This window comes from Rossellomorea marisflavi (assembly GCF_009806575.1).
GTDB lineage: Bacteria > Bacillota > Bacilli > Bacillales > Bacillaceae_B > Rossellomorea > Rossellomorea marisflavi_A.
On record NZ_CP047095.1, the window covers coordinates 218,175 to 239,373 of the forward strand.

Consider the following 21,199-nt stretch of genomic DNA (forward strand, 5'->3'; position numbering starts at 1 on the left):
TAGTAGGGTCTTTTTTTGCAGCGTCAAGCTTTTATCATGTAAAGCGTCAAAGAAGGGGAGAGGAATATGGGATTTCAATTTGATCATTTGGTCCATTTCGTCAATAGTCCTGAAGAGACCCGGGAAGAAGTCATTCGCGCCGGGATCCATGCAGTAGAAGGAGGAAGGCACGAAGACCATGGTACGTACAATGCCCTCGGATATTTTGGGCTGAGCTACATCGAATGGATCGGTGTATTCGATCAGGGACTGGCAGAGTCTGCCTCAGCGGTTCCTTACAGCCTGCGCGAAACGTTCCGGCATGACGGATACAAGGAAGGATTGTCACGGGTTGCATTGAGGTCGAAAGATTTGGAGCAGGATGCGGAACGTTTCAGAGAACTCGGTCTTGATGTACATGGACCGAACCCGATGAGCAGGAAACGTCCTGATGGGAGCGTCGTGAGTTGGAAGCTGCTGCATGTAGGAGATCCTGAAGGGGGACTTGAATTGCCCTTTTTCATTCAATGGGATGAAGGCGATGCAGAGCGGGAGCGTGACCTTGAAGAGCGCGGTGTCATCTCGGCGCATCCTGGAGGGGAACTGACGCTCGAAGCTGTCGGATTCGCCGTGAAGGATCTCGGGGCAGTCTCACGCTGGGCCGACATCCTGGACCTGGACATAACAGAGGAGTTCCAGGACGAGTCACTGCAGGCAAAGGGAAAAGGCCTGAAGTTGCAAGGAGGCAACCTCGTATTCTATACACCAACCGGGAAAGGCATAGTACAGAACGTGCTCGACGAACGGGGAGAGAAGCCGTTCCAGGTCCTGTTTGAAGGAAGTGAATCCCGAACACAAAGCATTCGCGAAGGCGATTATCGATTCAAGGTAAAGGAGGAAGCCAAATGAAAAAGTACAGTGTCATAGCCATCATGATCTCGATCTTTCTCCTGTTGGCAGGATGCAGCGGTTCATCATCGAGTGCGGAGAAGAAGGACTCGAAGGTGATCAAGATCGGGTATCAAAAGGGGAATACGATCAACATTCTGAAAGAAAGCGGGTTCCTGGAAGAAGCCCTGAAGGAAGAAGGATACAAAGTGGAATGGAAGCTCTTCACCCATGGCGGGACCCTTCTTGAGGGAATCTATTCAAACGCCATCGATTTCGGTCATGCGGCAGATGGGTCGGGAATCTTTGCCCAGGCCTCCGGTAAACCTCTTGTCTATGTCGGGGCGGATGCTCCCAATCCGGAAGGTGTCGGCCTCATGGTAAGGACCGACTCTGGAATCAATTCCATAGAAGAGTTGAAAGGCAAAAAGGTTGGGGTATTGAAAGGCGGAAACCATCACTATCTTGCCATTCTTGCCCTCGAATCCGTCGGACTGACGGCTGATGATGTTCAATGGGTATACCCGGAAGATGCCGCACAGGGCCGTTCCCTCATTGAGACGAAACAGGTTGATGCCCTTGCTTCCTATGACCCGTTCTTCGCCGGTATCGAAACCGAACTGGACGTGAAGACCCTGACGGAAAATATTGATTATGATTATCCGAATCGCACGTTCTACTATTCTACTCCTGAATTCGCCGAAGACCATCCGGAGCTGGTGGACGTCATCATAAAAGCAATCGACAAATCCGATCAGTGGGCGAACGAAAACAAAGACGAAGTAACGGATCTTCTTTCAAAGGCGCTCGGAATCGATGAGAACATCATTTCCAAAGCGGTTGAACGCCGAACATACGGTGCCACGGGCATTACACAGGAAATCATCGATGCCCAGCAAAGGCAGGCAGATAAATACTACGAAATCGGCTTGATTCCAAAAGAATTGGATGTATCAAAAGACATGCCGATCAAGTAAGGAAGGATGATAGGTTTGAAGAAGAATAATTGGTTCCATTCCGTCCAGCCGTGGATCATCCCGATCCTTCTCCTGGCCCTATGGGAGCTTGTGTCATCCCTTGAAATCGTCTCCCCGTCCCTTTTCCCGTCGCCTGTAGCCGTAGTAGTGAGCGGGTGGGAGCTTGCCGTATCCGGAGAACTTTCCACGCATATACTTGCAAGTCTGTCGCGTGCGGCCATAGGAATGTTGATCGGCGGTGTGATAGGGTTCGTCCTTGGCATCCTGAATGGACTGTCGGATGTTTCCTTCCGCCTGACGGATACAACGATCCAAATGATCCGGAATATCCCCCATCTCGCACTCCTGCCGCTTGTGATTGTTTGGCTCGGGATCGATGAAAGTGCGAAGATCTTCCTGGTGATCCTCGGGGTGATGTTCCCTGTATACATCAACACGTATCATGGCATCCGGACCGTGGATCCGAACTTCATCGAGATGGGCAGGATGTATAACCTGAAGGGCTGGCAGCTGTTCAAACATATCCTTTTCCCATGGGCTTTACCATCCATCTTTGTCGGGCTCCGCTATGCACTCGGCGTGATGTGGCTCACATTGATTGTGGCGGAAACCATACCGACGGAGCAGGGAATCGGCTATCTGGCAACGAACGCAAGGGAGTTCATGCAGACGGATATTATCATCCTGAGCATCGTCATCTACGCCCTCCTCGGTAAACTGGCCGACATCGTCGCCCAAGTCGGGGAGAAAAAGGCACTGAAGTGGAACGAAAGCTACGTGAAATCATAGAAAGGAGGACGTCCCATGTCCAATCTGGAAACAAAACGCACCAGCCAGCCGGTCCGGATCGACCTTGCCGGTGCCAGTAAACGGTTCGGCGATAAGGAAGTGCTGAAAAATATAGAGCTCACGGTGGAGAAAAATGAATTCGTCGCCATCATCGGAAAGAGTGGAAGCGGGAAGAGTACGCTACTCCGCCTTGTCGCCGGACTTGAACCATTGTCAGATGGAGAACTGCTTTTCAACGGAAAGCCTGCAGGTGAAGAGGTGTCCAAGATCACGATGATGTATCAGGACTCCAGACTTCTTCCGTGGAAGACGGTCATCCAGAACGTGGGCCTTGGCCTGAAAGGGGACTGGAAGGCCAGGGCGGAGAGTGTACTTGAGGCCGTTGGACTCCTGTCCTATAAGGATCAATGGCCATCCAAGCTTTCCGGGGGACAGAAACAGCGTGTCGCTTTGGCCCGTGCCCTTATCCATGAGCCGTCCCTCCTTCTATTGGATGAACCGCTCAGTGCCCTCGACGCCTTCACGAAGCTTGAGATGCAGAACCTCGTGGAGACAATCTGGCAGGGGGTTGGCTTCACTGCGCTGCTGGTGACACATGATGTACGGGAAGCCCTCCGCCTCGCCGATCGGATCGTCCTGGTCGAAGACGGGCGAATTGCGTTGAACGTCAAGGTGAATGCTGCAAGACCAAGGCAGGTTTCATCACCGGAACTCGTCGCTTTGGAGGAAAGGGTGCTGTCCGCCATCATGAAGGAAGCACCTCCCTTACAAGAGAAGAAATTCAAAACGATCTGAAAAGAAGCCGCCGCTCCGCCAGTGGAGCGGCGGCTTTTGTGCATCATAGGAGAAATTCCGAAGAAAAATGTATGCCGAATCCGATAAAAGTAAAGGAAACCGAGCTTAACCTGAGGTAGAATAGAAGAAGATTGATAGAGAAGATGGAGGTAATGAGACATGCTAGGTGCAATTGAAGCCGGCGGTACGAAGTTTGTCTGTGCTGTCGGAGATGAACAGGGAACCATCATCGACAGGGTCCAGATCCCGACGACCCTTCCGGAAGAAACGATTCCGAAAGTCATTGAGTTTTTCAGCAAGCATCCCGTCAAGGCGATCGGTATCGGATCGTTCGGACCGATCGATGTGAATAGAGAAAGCGCTTCATACGGAAATGTCACATCCACACCTAAGGTCGGGTGGAAGGACTATCCGTTCGTCCAGGCCATCAAGGACGCCATTCCCGTCCCGGTCGGATTCAATACAGATGTAAACGCCGCAGCTCTTGGGGAGGCAACATTCGGCGCAGCCAAAGGGCTCGACAGCTGCCTTTATATCACAGTGGGCACGGGCATCGGTGCCGGTGCCGTCGTCCAGGGGAACCTTCTCCAGGGACTGTCCCATCCTGAAATGGGCCATATCCTCATCCGCCGGCACGAAGATGATCCATATGAAGGCAAATGCCCGTATCATAAGGATTGCCTAGAAGGACTGGCAGCAGGTCCGGCGATCGAAGCAAGATGGGGTGTCAAAGGCGATCAGCTCGTAGACAAAGGGGAAGTATGGGAAATGGAAGGCTACTATATCGCCCAGGCCCTCATGCAGTATATCGTCATCATCTCACCGAAGAAGATCATCCTAGGTGGGGGCGTGATGAAGCAGGAGCAGATTTTCCCGATCATCTACAAGCATCTGGAGAAGATGATCAATGGATATGTCGATCTTCCGCCGCTGGAAGAGTATATCGTCTCACCAGGTCTTGGAGATAACGCCGGTATTACCGGGTCTCTCATGCTTGCACATGAAGCGTATGAAGATGAAATCAACAGGGAAGCAACACGGGTATAAGTGTATATGTGAGCAGGCTGGTCTTTTGGGATCAGTCTGTTTTTTTATCGATACAGATAGGAGACCCTCCCGATATTGAAGAAATGGTGATAGAGAAGAGTCCGTTCCTCTGCGCTGCGGTCCCTTGCTTTCCACGGGGAGTGAGTCGAGCCTCCTCATGCTTGCGGGGTCTCGAACATTCCTCTATTCCCGTAGGAGTCAAGTGCCTTCCGCTCCGATTCACTCTGTGGGTTAGAGGAGTTCCAGTGGAATTCTTCAAGGAAGAGAGACGATCATGAGTGCTTCCCGGTAATGAAGAAATGGTGATGGAGAAGGGTCCGTTCCTCTGCGCTGCAGGCCCTTGCTTTCCACGGGGAGGAAGTCGAGCCTCCTCATTCTTGCGGGGTCTCGAACATCCCTCTATTCCCGTAGGAGTCAAGTGCCTTCCGCTCCGATCCACTCTGTGGGTTAGAGGAGTTCCAGTGGAATTCTTCAAGGAAGAGAGACGATCATGAGTGCTTCCCGGTAATGAAGAAATGGTGATGGAGAAGGGTCCGTTCCTCTGCGCTACAGGCCCTTGCTTTCCACGGGGAGGAAGTCGAGCCTCCTCATGCTTGCGGGGTCTCGATCATTCCTCATTTCCCGTAGGAGTCAAGAGCCTTCCGCTTCGATCCACTCTGTGCGTTAGAAGAGTTTGATAGAAATTTCAAGTGGATGAGTCTATTATGGCAAGCCTCCCGGAGCTAAAGAAATGTGATGTAGATAGATAGGTCCGTTCCTCTGATTCGATCCACTATGTAGGTTGTAGGTTCAATTTAGATAACTCGGACAAATCTAACCTATGAATCTGAGTTTTCGATTCTTTCTCCCCATCAAACAAAAAGAGTGAAGTGAAGCGGAGGGGGCCGACTCCCGCGGGAATAGTGGGCAGGTGAGACCCTGCAGGCGCAGCTGAAGCGGCTCACCGTCCACCCCGCAGGAAAGCGGCCGCCCGCAGCGAAAAGGAACGGTCCCCGTATCGATGAACCCTCATTTAATAAAGATTGTAAATATCCCCGAGCACCAAGTAGAAAAATGTAACCCCAATCCACACTATGGTTTGTAGAAGTCTTGCAATAAACTCTGCTGAGCAACTTTGATGTTCCTGCCTCTATAAATCGGACGAAGTTAACATATGAATCTACATATACAAATCTTCCTAACCACATCAAACAAAAAACAGTGAAGTGAAGCAGAGGGGGGGCCGACTCCCGCGGGAAAAGTGGGCAGGTGAGACACTGGCAGCGCAGCCGAAGCGGCTCACCGTCCACCCCGCAGGAAAGCGGCCACCCGCAGCGAAACGGGACGGTCAAAGTATAATGGCAATCCAGTCGAAATGGGATCCCCAAACCTGTACCTAACGACCAACCCAAAACAATTTTCAGAATTGTAAGCGTTTCTTATTGTGGAAATCCCAAACTTTGTTTATACTGAACTCATATATTTCTAAATAATAAATTAGATTTCCAAATAGGAAATTTAAAGAGTGCAGGTGGAGAACAATGAGAAAAATCGAAGTATTGAATGGAATCAAAGAATGCGGCGTCGTCGCCGTCGTCCGGGCAGACAGCAAAGAACAGGCCATCGTCATCTCCGACGCGTGCGTCAGCGGAGGAATCAAAGGAATCGAAGTCACCTTCACCGTGGACGGGGCCGCCGAAGTCATCAAAGAGCTTAGCTCCATCTACGAAGGAACCGATGTCCTCATCGGCGCAGGCACCGTCCTCGACGCCCAGACCGCTCGGATCGCCATCCTGGCAGGAGCCGACTTCGTCGTAAGCCCAAGCTTCGATGAAGCAACCGCCAAACTATGCAATCTGTATCAGGTGCCTTACATGCCGGGCTGCATGACCATCACTGAAATGAAGACCGCACTCGAGAGCGGAGTCGACATCATCAAGCTATTCCCGGGAAGTGCCTATGGTCCGGACTTCATCAAGGGCATCAAAGCTCCTCTTCCTCAGGTAAACATCATGCCGACCGGCGGGGTGAGCCTCGGAAATGTAGCAGAGTGGATCCGGAACGGCTGCGTGGCAGTCGGTGTAGGGGGAAGTCTCCTCGAGCCTGCCAAGACTGGGGACTTCGAGAAAATCACGGAGTACGCGAAAGAGTATATCCTGAAGGTCAAAGAAGCAAGGGGAGGATCGTATGAAGGTACTCACGTTCGGTGAAATCATGCTGCGATTATCCACCGGTGAAGGGGAGCGGCTGATCCGTGCAGGTTCCCTGCAGATGAACTACGGTGGGGCCGAGGCCAATGTCGCCGTTTCCCTTGCCCACTTCGGGCATGACGTCCACTATGTAAGTAAGATTCCGGCCCATCCCATCGGTGAGGCGGTCAAGCACCACCTCCGGTCCCATGGTGTGAGTACGGATTTGATCCTCCAGGGAGGGGATCGTCTCGGCACCTACTATCTGGAATCGGGTGTCGGGGAACGCAGTGCCAAGGTCATTTATGATCGCAAGTACTCAAGTTTTTCCCATTTGTCCACTGGTGAAATAAATTGGGATCACATCCTTGACGGCGTCGGTCTCCTCCATGTATCAGGGATCACCCTGGCCCTCTCAGAGGAACTCAGGACGATTACATTGCAAGCGCTTCAAAAAGCAAAGGAACGCGGGATCACGACGAGCTTCGACTTCAACTACCGGGCGAGTCTCTGGAGCCAACGGGAAGCCTCCCTTGCGTATAAGCCACTGCTTCCATATGTGGATATCGCATTCTTCGGGGAACTGGATGCCCTACATCTCCTCGGATTGGAAAGAAAAGATCCGGCACTTCCGCGTGAAGAGAGACTGCTTCAGTATTACAAGAAGATGGAAAGGGAGTATCCCAACATACGCCATATGGCGTCGACGTTCAGGGATGTGAAGTCTTCCACCGTCAATGACCTGCAGGGGAATTACTTTGTTCACGGCGCCCTTCATCAATCGAAGCTCCACCACATCGATCCCATCGTCGATCGGGTCGGGGGAGGAGATGCCTTTGCTGCCGGAATTCTCCATGGCATCCTGAAAGGAAATGATCCGGACGTGATTGCCGCCTTTGCCACGGGGGCATCAGCACTGAAACATACCGTTCGCGGAGACAGCAGCCTTTTCACCGAAGAAGAGGTCCGTCAGTTTATAGATAGCGGATCCGGCATCATCGTCAGATAGCATCGCAACCTACCATACTATGAAAATGAAGGAGAGATGAGTCATGGAAACACGTTATGCCAACCATCCCGAGGAAATCAAACGCTACAATACCGAGGAACTGCGGAAGCACTTTTTGAAAGAGACCCTGTTCGAAGCCGGTCAGGTCCATCTCACGTATACGCATGTGGATCGCATGATCTTCGGTGGTGTGACACCAGCCGATCAGGAGTTGACGATCAAGCTCGATAAGGAGCTTGGAGTGAACTACTTCCTTGAGCGTCGCGAGCTCGGCATCATCAATATCGGGGGCGAAGGAAGCGTCATCCTCGATGGGGAAGAGTATTCCATGATCCGCTATGACGGACTGTACGTCGGGAAAGGGACGGAGCAGGTTCTCTTCCGTTCGGAGGATCCGAAGAATCCGGCAAAGTTCTATATCAATTCAACTCCTGCCCATCATAAATATCCGACGGTGAAGATCGATATCAATGAAATCAAACCGCTTGAAATGGGTGAACAGGGGACCCTCAACGAACGGAAGATCCACCAGTATATCCATCCGAACGTATGCGAGAGCTGCCAGCTGCAAATGGGGCTCACGATGTTGTCACCGGGAAGCGTTTGGAACACGATGCCGTGCCACACGCATGAGCGCCGCATGGAAGTGTATTTGTACTTTGATATGGAGCCGGATACAAGGGTGTTCCACTTCATGGGTCAGCCGGATGAGACACGCCACCTTGTGATGAAGAACGAGCAGGCCGCGATATCGCCGAGCTGGTCGATCCATACGGGTACGGCGACAAGCAACTACACGTTCATCTGGGGCATGTGCGGAGAGAACATCACCTATGACGACATGGACCATATCAAGATGGAAGACTTACGGTAAGGGGTGGTTCCATGAACATCGGGATGAGAGCACATGATATCGAAAAGCGTCCGCTCCCGGAACTGGTGGAGGAGCTTGGGAACAAGGGGGTAGCCTGCGTGCAGTTCGCGCTGGCGAAATCCCTTGATGTCCCATCTCACCATGGGGCGCTGAGCCCTGGATTCGGGAGGCATGTGAAGAACGCATTCGACGCACGCGGGATCCAGATCGCCGTCCTCGGATGCTACTTCAATATGATCGACCCCGATCATACGGAGAGGCGAAAAGGGATGGACCGGTTCAAGGAGCATCTTCGCTATGCCCGGGACTTCGGCTGCAGCATCGTGGCGACGGAGACGGGGAACGTCCACTCCAAGATGGGGTATACGACGGATAATTTTGATGAAGAGCCGTTCCAGGAAGTGGTGAGGAGCGTCAGGGAAATGGTGGCCGAAGCTGAGAAATTCGGCGTCATCGTCGGAATCGAGGCGGGAGTCAACCACCCGGTCCATACAGTGGAGAAGATGAAGAGGCTGCTCGATGCGGTCGATTCACAAAACCTGCAGGTCGTCTTTGATCCGATGAACCTCATGACACTTGAGAATCATCAAGAGCAGGAGAAGGTGTTCGAAGAAGCGATGGAGGCTTTCGGCCACCGGATTGCCATCTTCCACGCGAAGGATTTCAAGGTCGAGGATGGGGTGCTCAGCACGGCTCCGGTCGGGACCGGTTTGATGAACTATGACCGGCTCTTCGGTTGGTTGAAGGCAAACAAGCCTTACATCAATATCATCATGGAAGAAACGGTGGAGCCGTATATCGATGATAGTCTGGCATTTTTGAAGAATAAGTACGAGCAGGCCTAACAGAAGGGAAGAGGGATGAGCATGACAGGATTGTTTTCATTGGAAGGGAAAGTCGCCCTTGTCACGGGTGCGAGCCGCGGACTCGGTCAAGGTATGGCCGTCGGACTGGCGGAAGCAGGGGCCGTCGTCATCGGTGCGGGCGTGAGTGCGATGAGTGAAACGCGCGAGAAGATTGAAGGACTTGGCGGAGTGTTCCATGAAGTGAAGGTCGATCTTTCAGAGAAGGGTGCAGCTTCCAAGCTTGCCCAGGAAGCGCTGGCAAAGGAAGGCCGCATCGACATCCTCGTCAATAATTCAGGCATCATCCGCAGGGAAGATGCGGAGAATTTCCAGGATGAAGATTGGTTCGATGTCATCAATGTGAACCAGCATGCCGTCTTCCAGCTTTGCCGAGAGGTCGGCAAGCAGATGATCGAGAAAGGGAGCGGGAAGATCATCAATATCGCGTCCATGCTGTCGTTCCAGGGTGGCCTGCGCGTCCCTGCATACACGGCAAGTAAGCATGCGGTAGCAGGATTGACGAAGTCATTTGCCAACGAGTGGGGCAAGAAGGGCGTCAATGTGAATGCCATTGCCCCTGGTTACTTCGAGACGGATAACACAGCGCAGCTCCGCGGGAACGCCGAGCGGAGTGCATCGATCACGTCACGCATCCCTCAGGGGCGCTGGGGTCGTCCAGAGGATCTCAAGGGAGCCGTTGTCTTCCTCTCTTCGGATGCTTCCAACTACGTGAACGGACATATCCTCTGCGTCGATGGCGGATGGATGAGCTCATAATAAACGGAAAAGCCCAAGAATGATTTCATTCTTGGGCTTTTCTATGCTCTTTATTCAAGGTCATTCAGGATATTGTTCCGGCACGTCTCGACTTCTTTGATCAGGTTCTGCAATACTTCGTCCGTGAGGCGATAGGTAGGTACACTGACGCTGATCGCCCCGACGTTCTTGCCGCCCGATGTCGTGATGGACGCTCCCACGCAAAATACTTCATTCTCGTGCTCGCTATTGTCAAACGCATACCCCTGAGCACGCACCTTCTCGATTTCGTCAAAGAATCCTTCATGGGTGGTGATGGTATTGTCCGTCATCCTCACCAGGTCGATGGAATTCAGGTAGCGCCTGATTTCCTCATCGCTCTGGTCGGCGAGGATCGCCTTTCCCATGGCAGAGCAGTAGAGCGGGATGTTTTTCCCCACCTTGGAATACAGACAGACCGGATTTTGACTTTCGATCTTTGCCACATAGACAACATGGATGTGGTCGAGTATCCCAAGGTGGACCGTTTCATTCGTCCGCGCCTGGAACGCTTCGAGATGGGGCTGGGCAATCTGTTTGATATCGAGCTGACTCAACGCCTTCAGGGCATATTTGATGATCGATGGCCCAAGGCTGAATCGCTTCAGCTCAGGATCCTTTTGTACATAGCCGATGAGAACCAGCGTATCAAGGATCTTGAGGGCAGTCGAGCTGGACAGACCTGTTTCTTTTGCAATGGATTGAAGGGACTGGGGGCCATTGCTCGAAGATAGGTGATCCAGAATGAGGGACGCCTTGATCAGCACGGTCCCGTAAGGTTTTTGAGTGGTCATGTTTTTCTCTCCTGTACCGCTTTTTATTTAGTATATCGAACAGATTATTGCTATACAAGACAATCGGTTTCCTATTTAGAAATAAAAAATAAATATTTAATTGTTCAAAAAATTGTTGTAATTCAAACGAACACAGAATATAATCAGTTTAAGTAAGCGCTTTCCCAAATATACTTACTAGATTTACACACGGAATCAAGCGGCTTTTTGCCATCTTAAGGTAAAACGCTTACCTAATCTAAACAATGGGGTGTTAGTGTGAGAAAATGGAAGGTCAGTTTGCTTGTAGTCGTATCATTTGTACTTTTGTTCATGACGGCATGTTCAAACTCTGAAAAATCATCTTCGGATAAGAAGAAGCTTCAGTTCTTCGTCTCCGGTGATAATGTCGAAGGGGCTGCGCTTGCGACCATGTCGAAGAAGTATACGGAAGAAACAGGGGTGGAGATCGAGGTCGTGGATGTGCCGTTCAGTGATATGGCGACACGGATCACGAACATGGTACAGGCAGGGAATCCTCCTGCACTGGCACGTACGGCAGAATTCAATCCGATCTGGAGTGATTCACTGGCAGATCTCAGCTCTACATTGAAGGATAAAAACGTAAGGGAAGACCTTGCGATTAAAGATGACGGCAAGATCAAAGCCATTCCAATCGATTTCACGGCAGTCGGTCTTTTCATCAATAAAGATTTGTTTGACAAAGCCGGAGTGAAGTACCCGACATCAGGTGATGATGTGTGGACATGGGATGAGTTTGTAAGCGCTTTAAAAACGGTGACTGAAAAAACGGATGCCAAATACGGAATGGTCATGGATCAATCCGAGCACCGCCTGAGCACCTTGCTCTATCAGTTCGGAAGCAAAGGATTCTATGAAGAAAACGGAAAGTACACCACAAATCCCGAAACGAAAAAAGGCCTCGAATATTTCGTGAAACTGAACGACGACAAAATCATGCCTAAAGCCGTTTGGGCTGCGGGTGAGGATCCATCTTCCATGTTCAAGAGCGGACAGGTGGCAGCGTACTACTCAGGTGTATGGCAAGTAAAAGATTTCGAGAAGAACATCAAGAACTTCGAATGGGCAAGCGTCCAGATGCCTTATGAAACGGTCCGCTCCACGAACTTCGGTGGAAACTACATGGTGAAATTCGAAGGATCCGGAGTGGAGAAAGAAACGCAGAAATTCATCGACTGGCTTTACACGAAAGAAAACTATGAAGAGCTTGCAGGTCTCGGCGGATATCTTCCGGTTGTCCAGGATGCAGAAGTGGACTACGGTGTGGGTGATGCAGGAACACATGCGTACGAAGTATACAACGAAGAGATCAACTCTACGGCCAAGGTAGCTGCCAAGTCAAAATCAGAACGTGATACGATGCAATTGACGTCTGAAAAAATAGCCAATAACGTGCTCCGCGACAACATGATCAAGACGTTGAACGGCGAGCAATCCATCGATGACACCATCAAGACGGTGGAGCAAAAGTACACGGATGCGTATGTAAAGTAACATTAAAAACCGGTGCGGGAGTATGGTCCATACTCCCCGCTTCATGAAAAGAGGCTATGAAAATGAATGACTATCAATTCACCGTCCAGCCGGGCGAACCGCTAAACCGCTGGGTCCACACCGATTTAACCATCGCTCCATACCAATCCGATAAGGCCGTATTCGATCACCCTGTGAACATCACTGAAGAATATGTACAGATCGTTTATCCCGGGAGACAGCAATTCCTGGATCAGCGTCTGAAAGAAGAGATCCTTCTTCCTGAAACGGATTTTCACCACATCTACTTCCCTTTTGAAAATCCCCGATTAGAGTTTTCGGCTTTCATCCCGACACCACATCTCCTGAGCGTCTATGGCAGGACGTTCATCAAGCCCGACCAAGGCGGTACATTTCCGTTCACGGTCAGCACGTGCGGAAGCGTCGAGATCTGGGTGAATGGTACGAAGCAACTGAGCTGGACCCCCTATACAAGGAATCTTGCTTCCCATAAAGACATCACCTTGTCCCTTGAAGAAGGCTTTAATGAAGTCATTCTCTACATGGACGACCTTGCCGAGAGGGATGTGAACTATTTCACCGAGCTCCGATATACGGGGAAGACGGCCCTTGAAGGCTACATACAGGTTCCGGCCAAAGCGGAACAAATCGAACAGGCAGAGCGCCTACTGACTTCCCTGCACTTTTCGAAAGACATCTATCGATCAGGACGATTGGAAGTCTATATGAACCGGGAAGAGGCTTCCGGCATCGAAGAGCTGTTCGTCAATGTGAACCGCAATCATCTGTTGAATCCCGTGTTCGACAGTAAAGCCGACGACGAACTGGATGCCTTTGATTTCTCTTTTAGTGTGAATCTTGATGAAAATGGATTCCAGAAGCTCATGAGCGTAGATGAGCTGTCCTCGAACGGTCTGCTGCAGTTCGATATCGGCGTGGTGCTCCCTGGTGGAGTGCAAGTGGCGAGGAGGATGGTGGCTTCGATCCTGACGAACGACGATCCGGGTCGGTCATTCTCCGATTCTCTTCCGGAACGAAAGCGCGAAATCCTCGAATTCTTCTCTCAAAGCGAGAAGCTCGATCTCAATGCCGGTTTCAGCCTCATCCATCTGAACGGAAAAGTGGACGAACAAGCGAAGCGTCATATCAGGAGCTGCTTCGATGAAATACAGAAAAAAGGCGACTGCGCCGATTTCCGCCTGGCACCGCTGCTTGGATTCACCATCAAGTATCAGGACACGATCCCGGCCGACTTTCATGAGGAGCTGAAGGAGCTCGCCGTGAACTTCCGATACTGGATCGACGAGCCGGGGAACGACGTGATGTGGTACTTCAGCGAAAATCATGCCCTGCTGTTCCATGTGTCCCAGTACTTCGCCGGACATCTCTATCCCGACGCAGCGTTCAGCGTGAGCGGAAGGACAGGGCGCCAGCAGTATGAAAAAGGGAAGGAACGACTGGAAGAGTGGTTTGAGGTGTTCCTGAAGTATGGCTATTCAGAGTGGAACTCGACGACCTACCTTCCGATCGACCTGATCGGATTCTTCAGTCTCTATGAATCGGCCCCGGATGAGCATATCCGGAAGCTTGCAAAGAAGGCATTGGATTTCACCTTCAAGATCATTGCCGTGAACCTGCACGGAAAGACGATGAGTACGACCTATGGACGGGTGTATGAACACGATCTGAAGGCGATGGAGATGGGGGAGACGGCCAATCTGGCGTTCATCACGTGGAAAAAGGGCAAGCTCAACACGGCGATGAGGTGCACGACGCTCTTCTGTCTATCATCCTATGAACCGCCTACACTTGAAGACTATTTCATCGAGGATACCTCAAAGGCCCTCGTGACCCAGTACAAACAAGGGATCAAAGAGGTCTATACGTACAATTACAAAACATCGAGCTACTGTATGAGCGCGGCAATACGCTTCAATTCCTATCAAAAAGGGCATCAGCAGCATGCCATGAATATCGCCCTCGACCAGGATAATACCCAGATATGGCTCAACCATCCCGGGGAAGCGGTCTACAGCGGTGAGAACAGGCCGAGCTTCTGGGCAGGGAACGGAATCAGCCCGAACATCACCCAATATAAGCAGTATATGTTCCTCGAGTATCGCCTGAAAGAGCCGTTCCTTCCATATATACATGCGTATCTTCCGTTCTGGAAGCTTGACGAAGTGAGGGAGGAAGGCAACTGGTTGTTTGCGAAGAAGGATGATGCCTACATCGGCTTGTATTTCAGCAATGGTTACGAGCTGCAGGAGAAGGGCGCGATTGCACACCGGGAAGCCCGTTCATACGGGGCACATCACCGGGTGGTCGCGACATGTGCTTCAGGAGCAGAAGTGGGTTCATTCGAGGCATTCGTGGAAGAACAGATGAATGCAGCCATTTCGATCGACAGCCATCAATGGTCGTATGCGACGGAAAGAGCCGGAGCGCTCCAGGTGATCGATGATCAGCTCCATGTGGACGGGAAGCCGGTAGAATACGACGCAGGCTATGAAGTCGAGGAAGAGCATATAAGCATTCCACAGTTTCAAAAGTAATCACTAACACATCATACCCTGGGACCCGCCTGCATGGCGGCCCCTGGGTGGGATGTGAAGGATTGAGGGGGAAGAACGGTGAGGAGAAAAGATAAAAACCAGAAATGGGCTCTGGCCTTCGTCATTGTCAACATGGTTTTATTCACGATATTTTTTGCCTGGCCCGGCATACTCGGCGTGTACTATTCGTTCACGGACTACACCGGGATCAGCGCTTCGTTTATCGGACTGGATAACTATATTCAACTGTTCCAGGACAAAAGCTTCTATAAATCCCTTGGAAGGACGATCCTCTATACAGCGGTCGGAGTACCACTTCTATATGCATTCTCCCTGCTGATATCGGTCCTCCTGGTGAGCAAGTTCACAAAGGGGAAATCCGTGGCCAAGGTCATTTTCTTCTTCCCATGGCTGATTTCCTCCATCGTGACCGGGGTCATCTTCCGCTGGTTGTTCGGGGAAAGCTTCGGGTTCGTCAACTTTGTCCTTTCACTGATCGGAATGGAGCCCGTGGGCTGGTCCTCTGACGGGAATATGGCGTTCATACTCGTTCTATTCGCCACCGTGTGGATGGGGACGGCATTCAATATGCTCCTGATGATCTCGGCGCTCGTGAATATCCCGCAATCGTACTATGAAGCAGCCGATATCGACGGCGCCAGCGGCTGGCAGAAATTCATCCATGTGACGCTTCCCAGCCTAAAGCCGACGTCCTTCATGGTCATCCTGCTGTCGGTCATCCATCTGATGAAAGAGTTCCCGATGGTGCAGGCCCTCAATAACGGGGGACCCGGTACGGATAACACCTTCCTCGTCCAATATATTTACCAGACAGGATTCGACCAGCGGAATATCGGCTATGCAAGCGCGGTTTCCATGGTACTGTTCGTCATTCTCCTTCTCTTTGCAATCATTAATCTGAAGGTGGAAGAAAGGAGCAAATTATGATGAAGCGATATCGCGGCAGTACGATCCTGATGACGGCGATCATGGCCATACTGGCCATCGCCTATCTGTTCCCGGTCCTGTGGCTTCTGCTCAGTTCGTTCAAGCCGGGCAGCGAGCTCTTCAGCTTCCCGCTGAAGCTATTTCCTGAAGAATTCACACTGGATAACTACAAATACGCATGGTCGACCATGGAGTTTACGAAATACGTGCTGAACACCTCCTTCGTCACCATCGTGGCGACCCTTTTGACCATCATGGCGAGTGCTTCCTGCGGGTACGCACTGGCGAAATACAAATATAAGTGGCTCAGCGTCTTCTTCATCTGTATCCTGGCCACGACAATGCTTCCGACGGAGGTCATCATGAATCCGACGTTCACGGTCATCCAGAAGGTCGGGCTGTACGATAACCTGTGGGGACTGATCATCCCGTCCATCAATACGGCAACCGGGATCTTCATGTTCAGGCAGTTCTTCATGACGGTACCCGATGATCTCCTCGAAGCAGCACGGATCGACGGAGCGAATGAAGGAAGGATCTTCTTCCGCCTCATGCTCCCGATCGCAAAACCGATCATCATCACGCTCGCCATCTTCTCCTTCCAGTGGAGATGGAATGATTACATCTGGCCGCTCATCGTCATCAGCGACCCGAACAAATACACCATCCAGGTCGCCATCCGGAGCATCGTCGGGGCGGATAATATCGACTGGGTCCTTCTATTATCGGCATCCGTCATCTCCCTACTGCCGATGGTGTTGCTCTACGCGATCTTCCAGCGCTACATCATGGACACGGGAGCCAGTTCCGGTTTGAAAGATTAATGGAAAAGGATAGGAGATTTACAGTCTGTTAGCGAATGTATTTATTAAGGAATACGGCATGACGAAAAGATGCTATGCGAGGTGGAAGCAATGACACTACTGATAAAGAATGTCCAGGAAACGGTCAAAAAGGTGACCGGACAGCTGTTGGACCTGAAAAGACCAGAGAATGAATCGGAGCTTGAGGGGATTGGCGATGGAGCCAAGATCGGCTATTTCCCAAGGGATTTCGGAATGGAAGAATGGGATTGGCCACAGGGAGTCGGATTGTATGGACTGAAGAGCCTGTCGGGTCAAGACGGCTTCCCGGACTATCACACGTTCTTGAAATTGTGGGCTGAGGATCAGAAGGAAAGGGGCCTTCCGCTCAAGAACATCAACACCACAGCCCCGCTCCTCACTCTCATGGATGTGGAGGGGACGGAGCAGCTTGCCCTGGAGTGGGCGGACTGGATCATGGAGAAGGCACCGCGTACCGAACGTGGAGGCCTTCAACACGTCACCAGCGGCGCCACCAAGAATGATCTGACGATGAATGACGGTCAGGTCTGGATCGATACGCTCTTCATGGTCGTCCTTTTCCTCGGGAAGATGGGGGTCAGGTACGACCGTAAGGAATGGAAGGAAGAAGCGGCGCGCCAATTCCTCCTTCATGTAGAGCTCCTTTTCAGTGAAGAGGACGGCCTTTTCTATCACGGCTTCGATTTCAATGGTCACCACCGGTTCAGTGAAGCCTACTGGTGCCGGGGGAACAGTTGGTTCACTTTGGCAGCACCCGAGTTTCTTGCTATGATGGAAGGACAGCTGGATGACGGAACGTACAAGACCATTGCCCAAACCTACAAAGCCCAGGTCGACAAACTAGTGAAGCTTCAAGCACAGAATGGCCTTTGGCATACGCTGCTTGATGATCAGGAATCCTACACGGAAGTATCGGGATCCTCTTCCATCGCGGCGGGCATCCTGAAGGGCATCCGCTATGGATTGCTGGATGAATCCTACCTGGATGTGTGCAGGCGAGCAGTTGATTCCATCCTACAGGAAGTCGACGATGACGGCACCGTCCTTAAGGTATCGGCGGGAACGGCAATCGGGGCCTCCAAAGAGGACTATAAGAAGATCATCATTGCTCCCACTGCTTACGGGCAGGCCCTGGCGATTGTACTATTTTCTGAAGTTCTTCAGCATGAAAAATTAGTAGCCTGATACAGTAGGAAATAGACATCGGAGTGGGCCCTGAAAGAGGAGTTAACTATGAAAACAACAATCTATGATGTGGCAAAGGAAGCGGGCGTATCCATTGCGACCGTATCAAAAGTCATCAATAATACAGGGCGGATCAGTGAGAAGACCCGCAAGAAGGTAACGAAGATCATGGGGGACCTCGAGTATCAGCCGAGCAGCGTGGCAGCAGCCCTCACGGGGAAACGGACGTTCACCATCGGCGTGCTCGTACCCGATATCGCCAACCCCTTCTTCGCAGAGATTGCCCGTGCCCTTGAGAATAACGCCAGGAAAAGCGGCTATACGATCATCCTATGCAGCACGGATTACCAGAAGGAGCGGGAACAGGATTATTTCGACCTGCTCATGAAGAAGCAGGTGGACGGAATGATCATCGCCACCGAACCGAAGGAGCTTCAGAAGTTCAAGAATCTGGAGAGCCGCGGCATCCCCTACATCATGTTCTCCTTCGATCACCTGGAGCTCGACTCCCATGTGGTGACGACGGATGACGTGAAGGGGGGCTACCTTGCCGGGAGATACCTTCTGGACCACGGTCATCGTCATGCAGCCGTCATCACGGAGCTGCAGCGTGCGAGTGGAAAGCTCAGGCTTGAAGGCTTTAAGAGGGCATTCGGAGCGGCGGGGATCGAGCTCGATCTCGATTCCGTAGTCAACTCCAAGTCCACTTTTGAGGATGCGAAGAAAGCAGCAAGGAAGATCCTGAAGAAAGAAAACCGTCCTTCAGCCGTCTTCGCCTCAACAGATCTGATTGCGGCCATTTTCATCAATGAAGCGCGGAAAGCAGGCGTATCGATACCCGGCGACATGTCGATCATCGGATTCGATAACACGATCTATGCCGAAATCGCGGATCCGGGATTGACGACGATCGCCCAGCCGATTCCAGAGCTTGCTTCCTATGCGATCGAGCAATTGATGAAATCCATCAAGGACCCCGACAGTCCTGCCCATCGCATCACGCTGGCTCCCTATCTTGTCGAGAGGGATTCAGTGAAGACAGTAGAGAACCATGAAGCTGACTGAATAAGTCGGCTTCCATTTAACTGAAAAGGGAAAGCGCTTAACTTAAAAGGCATATAGATAGGGAAAAGGGAGGAAGACAGAATGGAAATGACAGTGGGTATTATAGGTGCAGGCAGGATCGGAAAGATCCACGTGGAAAACTTGAGGAAGTTGAGGAATGTGAAAGTGAAGAGCGTGTCAGATGTTCAGGTATCACACCTGCAGGACTGGGCAAAGGAGACGGGGATCGAACATCTGACAACGGATTACCGGGAGCTCCTTGCCGATTCGTCCATCTCTGTGATTTTCATCTGTTCCCCGACAAACACCCATGCCGATCTCATACGCGAGGCAGCAGAAGCAGGCAAACATATCTTCTGCGAAAAGCCGGTCAGTTTCACCGTCGAAGAAACCGAAGCGGCACTGGCAGCGGTGAAAAGGGCGGGTGTGAAGCTCCAGGTAGGATTCAACCGGCGCTTTGACGCCAACTTCCAGAAGGTGCGCGAGCTGGTGAGCGAAGGGAAAGTCGGGACTCCGAATATCCTCCGTATCACATCAAGGGATCCGGAGCCGCCGAATGCTGCCTACATCCGTACATCAGGCGGTCTGTTCATGGATATGACCATCCATGATTTCGATATGGCCCGGTACATCATGGGGAGCGAAGTGGTCGAAGTCCATGCCCACGGTGCCGTCCTTGTGGATCCTGCCATCGGGGAAGCAGGAGACATCGATACGGCCATCGTCTCCCTGAAGTTTGCCAATGGTGCCCTCGGGGTCATCGAGAACAGCCGCCGAGCTGCTTACGGATACGATCAGCGCCTTGAAATCTTCGGAGATAAAGGAGCCGCCCAGGCTGAAAATGTAAGGGCTAACACGGTGAAACTTGCAACGGAAGATTATGTGACGACGGAAAAACCGCTCTACTTCTTCCTTGAGCGTTACACCCAAGCGTATGTGGAAGAAGTGATCCAATTCATCCAGGCCATCGAGAATGATGCGCCGGTGTCATGCTCTGGATTTGACGGGCTGCAGGCCGAACGGATTGCCAAAGCGGCCAGGACCTCCCTTGAAACGGGCGTACCGGTCAAACTGACCCACGAAACGGTCAAAAGGAGTGAGATCGTATGAACCCACTATCGTTTCATGAAGACCGTCCCTTCGACCTGATCGCAGTCGGCCGACTGTGCATCGATCTGAATGCGAATGAAACGAACCGTCCGATGGAAGAAACGAGCACCTTCACGAAATACGTCGGAGGATCACCTGCCAATATCGCCATCGGCTCTGCACGACTGGGCATGAAGACCGGCTTCATCGGAAAGGTATCCGACGACCAGATGGGCAGGTTCATCACCGGATACCTTGAGCGGAATGGGATCGATACAGAAGGGGTGAAGATCGACAACACCGGAGCCGTGACGGGCCTTGCCTTCACGGAGATCAAAAGTCCGGAAGACTGCAGCATCCTGATGTACAGGGACAATGTGGCCGACCTGCTCCTTCATCCGTCCGAGGTGAATGAAGCTTATATCAGAAGGTCCAAGGCCCTGCTCATCTCGGGAACGGCCCTTGCCCAAAGCCCGTCCCGTGAAGCGGTATTCCTCGCCCTGGAGTATGCGGTGAAGCATGATGTCACCGTGTTCTTCGATCTCGACTATCGGCCTTACACGTGGAAGGATGAAGCAGAAACGGCGGTCTATTATAACCTGGCTGCCGAGAAATGCGATTGCATCATCGGCACGCGTGAAGAGTTCGACATGATGGAACGGCTCCTGAACCGCACCGAATCGGATGATCACTACACGGCAACACGCTGGTTCTCCCATCGTGCGGACATCGTCGTCATCAAGCACGGAGGGGCGGGATCGATCGCCTATACGAAAGACGGGGGTTCACACCGAAGTGGGATCTTCCGGACGAATGTACTGAAGACGTTCGGAGCGGGAGATTCCTACGCCTCCGCCTTCATCCACGGCCTGATGAAAGGAACGGATGTATCCGAAGCCATGAAGCGTGGAAGCGCATCGGCCTCGATCGTCATCTCCAGGCACAGCTGCTCCGACGCCATGCCGACAGAAGAAGAGCTTTTGGAACATATGGATTCAGCCTTATACGAAACAATCTAATACAAGATGGAAAGGGAG

Annotated in this window: 19 protein-coding genes; 18 read left to right on the plus strand and 1 reads right to left on the minus strand. The window is 51.7% G+C overall.

Going from position 1 to position 21,199, the window contains the following annotated elements; all coding sequences use genetic code 11:
* Nucleotides 1-66: 66 nt before the first annotated feature.
* The 10 genes from D5E69_RS01225 (at nt 67) to kduD (ending at nt 10,148) form a co-directional block, all read left to right on the plus strand.
* A complete protein-coding gene (locus D5E69_RS01225) occupies nt 67-888 on the plus strand; it encodes a VOC family protein (RefSeq protein WP_159129103.1) in 822 nt (273 codons plus the stop codon).
* Complete coding sequence (locus tag D5E69_RS01230) at nt 885-1,844, plus strand: aliphatic sulfonate ABC transporter substrate-binding protein (protein ID WP_048015206.1); 960 nt, start codon at nt 885-887, stop codon at nt 1,842-1,844. Before D5E69_RS01225 ends, D5E69_RS01230 begins: the two co-directional genes overlap by 4 nt.
* Nucleotides 1,845-1,859: 15 nt before the next feature.
* Nucleotides 1,860-2,633 carry an ABC transporter permease subunit gene (locus D5E69_RS01235; protein WP_231888717.1) on the plus strand — a complete coding sequence of 258 codons (774 nt, stop codon included), beginning with the start codon at nt 1,860-1,862 and terminating at the stop codon, nt 2,631-2,633.
* Between the two features lie 15 nt (nt 2,634-2,648).
* Nucleotides 2,649-3,428: an ATP-binding cassette domain-containing protein gene (locus tag D5E69_RS01240; RefSeq protein WP_159129104.1), complete on the plus strand. Its 780-nt coding sequence runs from the start codon at nt 2,649-2,651 to the stop codon at nt 3,426-3,428.
* A gap of 159 nt (nt 3,429-3,587) precedes the next feature.
* Entirely contained in the window at nt 3,588-4,475 is an 888-nt protein-coding gene (locus D5E69_RS01245; protein WP_148796135.1) for an ROK family protein, read from the plus strand.
* Between the two features lie 1,520 nt (nt 4,476-5,995).
* Complete coding sequence (locus tag D5E69_RS01250; protein WP_048007289.1) at nt 5,996-6,664, plus strand: bifunctional 4-hydroxy-2-oxoglutarate aldolase/2-dehydro-3-deoxy-phosphogluconate aldolase; 669 nt, start codon at nt 5,996-5,998, stop codon at nt 6,662-6,664.
* Nucleotides 6,642-7,652, plus strand: coding sequence for a sugar kinase (locus D5E69_RS01255; RefSeq protein ID WP_159129105.1), 1,011 nt, complete (start codon nt 6,642-6,644; stop codon nt 7,650-7,652). The genes D5E69_RS01250 and D5E69_RS01255 overlap by 23 nt, the downstream gene beginning before the upstream one ends.
* 43 nt (nt 7,653-7,695) lie before the next feature.
* The gene (gene kduI, locus D5E69_RS01260; protein WP_148796133.1) at nt 7,696-8,526 is read left to right on the plus strand and encodes a 5-dehydro-4-deoxy-D-glucuronate isomerase; all 831 of its coding nucleotides are present in this window, start codon (nt 7,696-7,698) and stop codon (nt 8,524-8,526) included.
* A gap of 11 nt (nt 8,527-8,537) precedes the next feature.
* Nucleotides 8,538-9,371, plus strand: a complete 834-nt coding sequence (locus D5E69_RS01265) for a sugar phosphate isomerase/epimerase family protein (RefSeq protein ID WP_159129106.1) — start codon at nt 8,538-8,540, stop codon at nt 9,369-9,371.
* Between the two features lie 21 nt (nt 9,372-9,392).
* Complete coding sequence (gene kduD / locus D5E69_RS01270) at nt 9,393-10,148, plus strand: 2-dehydro-3-deoxy-D-gluconate 5-dehydrogenase KduD (RefSeq protein ID WP_048014005.1); 756 nt, start codon at nt 9,393-9,395, stop codon at nt 10,146-10,148.
* A gap of 50 nt (nt 10,149-10,198) precedes the next feature.
* On the opposite strand, the gene D5E69_RS01275 is transcribed toward kduD, so the two are convergent.
* A complete protein-coding gene (locus tag D5E69_RS01275; RefSeq protein ID WP_048007284.1) occupies nt 10,199-10,960 on the minus strand; it encodes an IclR family transcriptional regulator in 762 nt (253 codons plus the stop codon).
* Nucleotides 10,961-11,218: 258 nt separating this feature from the next.
* On the opposite strand from D5E69_RS01275, the gene D5E69_RS01280 reads away from it, so the two are divergent.
* From D5E69_RS01280 to iolC, 8 genes are all read left to right on the plus strand, one after another.
* Nucleotides 11,219-12,475, plus strand: a complete 1,257-nt coding sequence (locus D5E69_RS01280) for an ABC transporter substrate-binding protein (RefSeq protein ID WP_048007283.1) — start codon at nt 11,219-11,221, stop codon at nt 12,473-12,475.
* 62 nt (nt 12,476-12,537) lie between these two features.
* A complete protein-coding gene (locus D5E69_RS01285; RefSeq protein WP_159129107.1) occupies nt 12,538-15,030 on the plus strand; it encodes a hypothetical protein in 2,493 nt (830 codons plus the stop codon).
* 78 nt (nt 15,031-15,108) lie between these two features.
* The gene (locus D5E69_RS01290; protein ID WP_231579142.1) at nt 15,109-15,978 is read left to right on the plus strand and encodes a carbohydrate ABC transporter permease; all 870 of its coding nucleotides are present in this window, start codon (nt 15,109-15,111) and stop codon (nt 15,976-15,978) included.
* Nucleotides 15,975-16,802, plus strand: a complete 828-nt coding sequence (locus tag D5E69_RS01295) for a carbohydrate ABC transporter permease (RefSeq protein WP_048014002.1) — start codon at nt 15,975-15,977, stop codon at nt 16,800-16,802. The genes D5E69_RS01290 and D5E69_RS01295 overlap by 4 nt, the downstream gene beginning before the upstream one ends.
* A 90-nt stretch (nt 16,803-16,892) precedes the next feature.
* Entirely contained in the window at nt 16,893-18,008 is a 1,116-nt protein-coding gene (locus D5E69_RS01300; protein WP_249931542.1) for a glycoside hydrolase family 88/105 protein, read from the plus strand.
* A gap of 48 nt (nt 18,009-18,056) precedes the next feature.
* Nucleotides 18,057-19,073 carry a LacI family DNA-binding transcriptional regulator gene (locus D5E69_RS01305; protein ID WP_048007280.1) on the plus strand — a complete coding sequence of 339 codons (1,017 nt, stop codon included), beginning with the start codon at nt 18,057-18,059 and terminating at the stop codon, nt 19,071-19,073.
* A gap of 81 nt (nt 19,074-19,154) precedes the next feature.
* Nucleotides 19,155-20,183, plus strand: coding sequence for an inositol 2-dehydrogenase (iolG, locus tag D5E69_RS01310; protein WP_048007279.1), 1,029 nt, complete (start codon nt 19,155-19,157; stop codon nt 20,181-20,183).
* Nucleotides 20,180-21,181 carry a 5-dehydro-2-deoxygluconokinase gene (gene iolC / locus D5E69_RS01315; protein ID WP_048007278.1) on the plus strand — a complete coding sequence of 334 codons (1,002 nt, stop codon included), beginning with the start codon at nt 20,180-20,182 and terminating at the stop codon, nt 21,179-21,181. Before iolG ends, iolC begins: the two co-directional genes overlap by 4 nt.
* The last annotated feature ends 18 nt before the right edge of the window (nt 21,182-21,199 follow it).

Excerpts from the sequence above, each read along its gene's own strand:
- D5E69_RS01265 (WP_159129106.1), top strand. The coding sequence starts at position 8,538 with ATGAACATCGGGATGAGAGCACATGATATCGAAAAGCGTCCGCTCCCG.
- D5E69_RS01225 (WP_159129103.1), top strand. The coding sequence starts at position 67 with ATGGGATTTCAATTTGATCATTTGGTCCATTTCGTCAATAGTCCTGAA.
- D5E69_RS01275 (WP_048007284.1), bottom strand. The coding sequence starts at position 10,960 with ATGACCACTCAAAAACCTTACGGGACCGTGCTGATCAAGGCGTCCCTC.
- D5E69_RS01255 (WP_159129105.1), top strand. The coding sequence starts at position 6,642 with ATGAAGGTACTCACGTTCGGTGAAATCATGCTGCGATTATCCACCGGT.
- D5E69_RS01240 (WP_159129104.1), top strand. The coding sequence starts at position 2,649 with ATGTCCAATCTGGAAACAAAACGCACCAGCCAGCCGGTCCGGATCGAC.
- D5E69_RS01245 (WP_148796135.1), top strand. The coding sequence starts at position 3,588 with ATGCTAGGTGCAATTGAAGCCGGCGGTACGAAGTTTGTCTGTGCTGTC.
- D5E69_RS01250 (WP_048007289.1), top strand. The coding sequence starts at position 5,996 with ATGAGAAAAATCGAAGTATTGAATGGAATCAAAGAATGCGGCGTCGTC.
- D5E69_RS01295 (WP_048014002.1), top strand. The coding sequence starts at position 15,975 with ATGATGAAGCGATATCGCGGCAGTACGATCCTGATGACGGCGATCATG.
- D5E69_RS01285 (WP_159129107.1), top strand. The coding sequence starts at position 12,538 with ATGAATGACTATCAATTCACCGTCCAGCCGGGCGAACCGCTAAACCGC.
- kduI (WP_148796133.1), top strand. The coding sequence starts at position 7,696 with ATGGAAACACGTTATGCCAACCATCCCGAGGAAATCAAACGCTACAAT.
- D5E69_RS01300 (WP_249931542.1), top strand. The coding sequence starts at position 16,893 with ATGACACTACTGATAAAGAATGTCCAGGAAACGGTCAAAAAGGTGACC.
- iolG (WP_048007279.1), top strand. The coding sequence starts at position 19,155 with ATGGAAATGACAGTGGGTATTATAGGTGCAGGCAGGATCGGAAAGATC.
- iolC (WP_048007278.1), top strand. The coding sequence starts at position 20,180 with ATGAACCCACTATCGTTTCATGAAGACCGTCCCTTCGACCTGATCGCA.
- kduD (WP_048014005.1), top strand. The coding sequence starts at position 9,393 with ATGACAGGATTGTTTTCATTGGAAGGGAAAGTCGCCCTTGTCACGGGT.
- D5E69_RS01305 (WP_048007280.1), top strand. The coding sequence starts at position 18,057 with ATGAAAACAACAATCTATGATGTGGCAAAGGAAGCGGGCGTATCCATT.
- D5E69_RS01230 (WP_048015206.1), top strand. The coding sequence starts at position 885 with ATGAAAAAGTACAGTGTCATAGCCATCATGATCTCGATCTTTCTCCTG.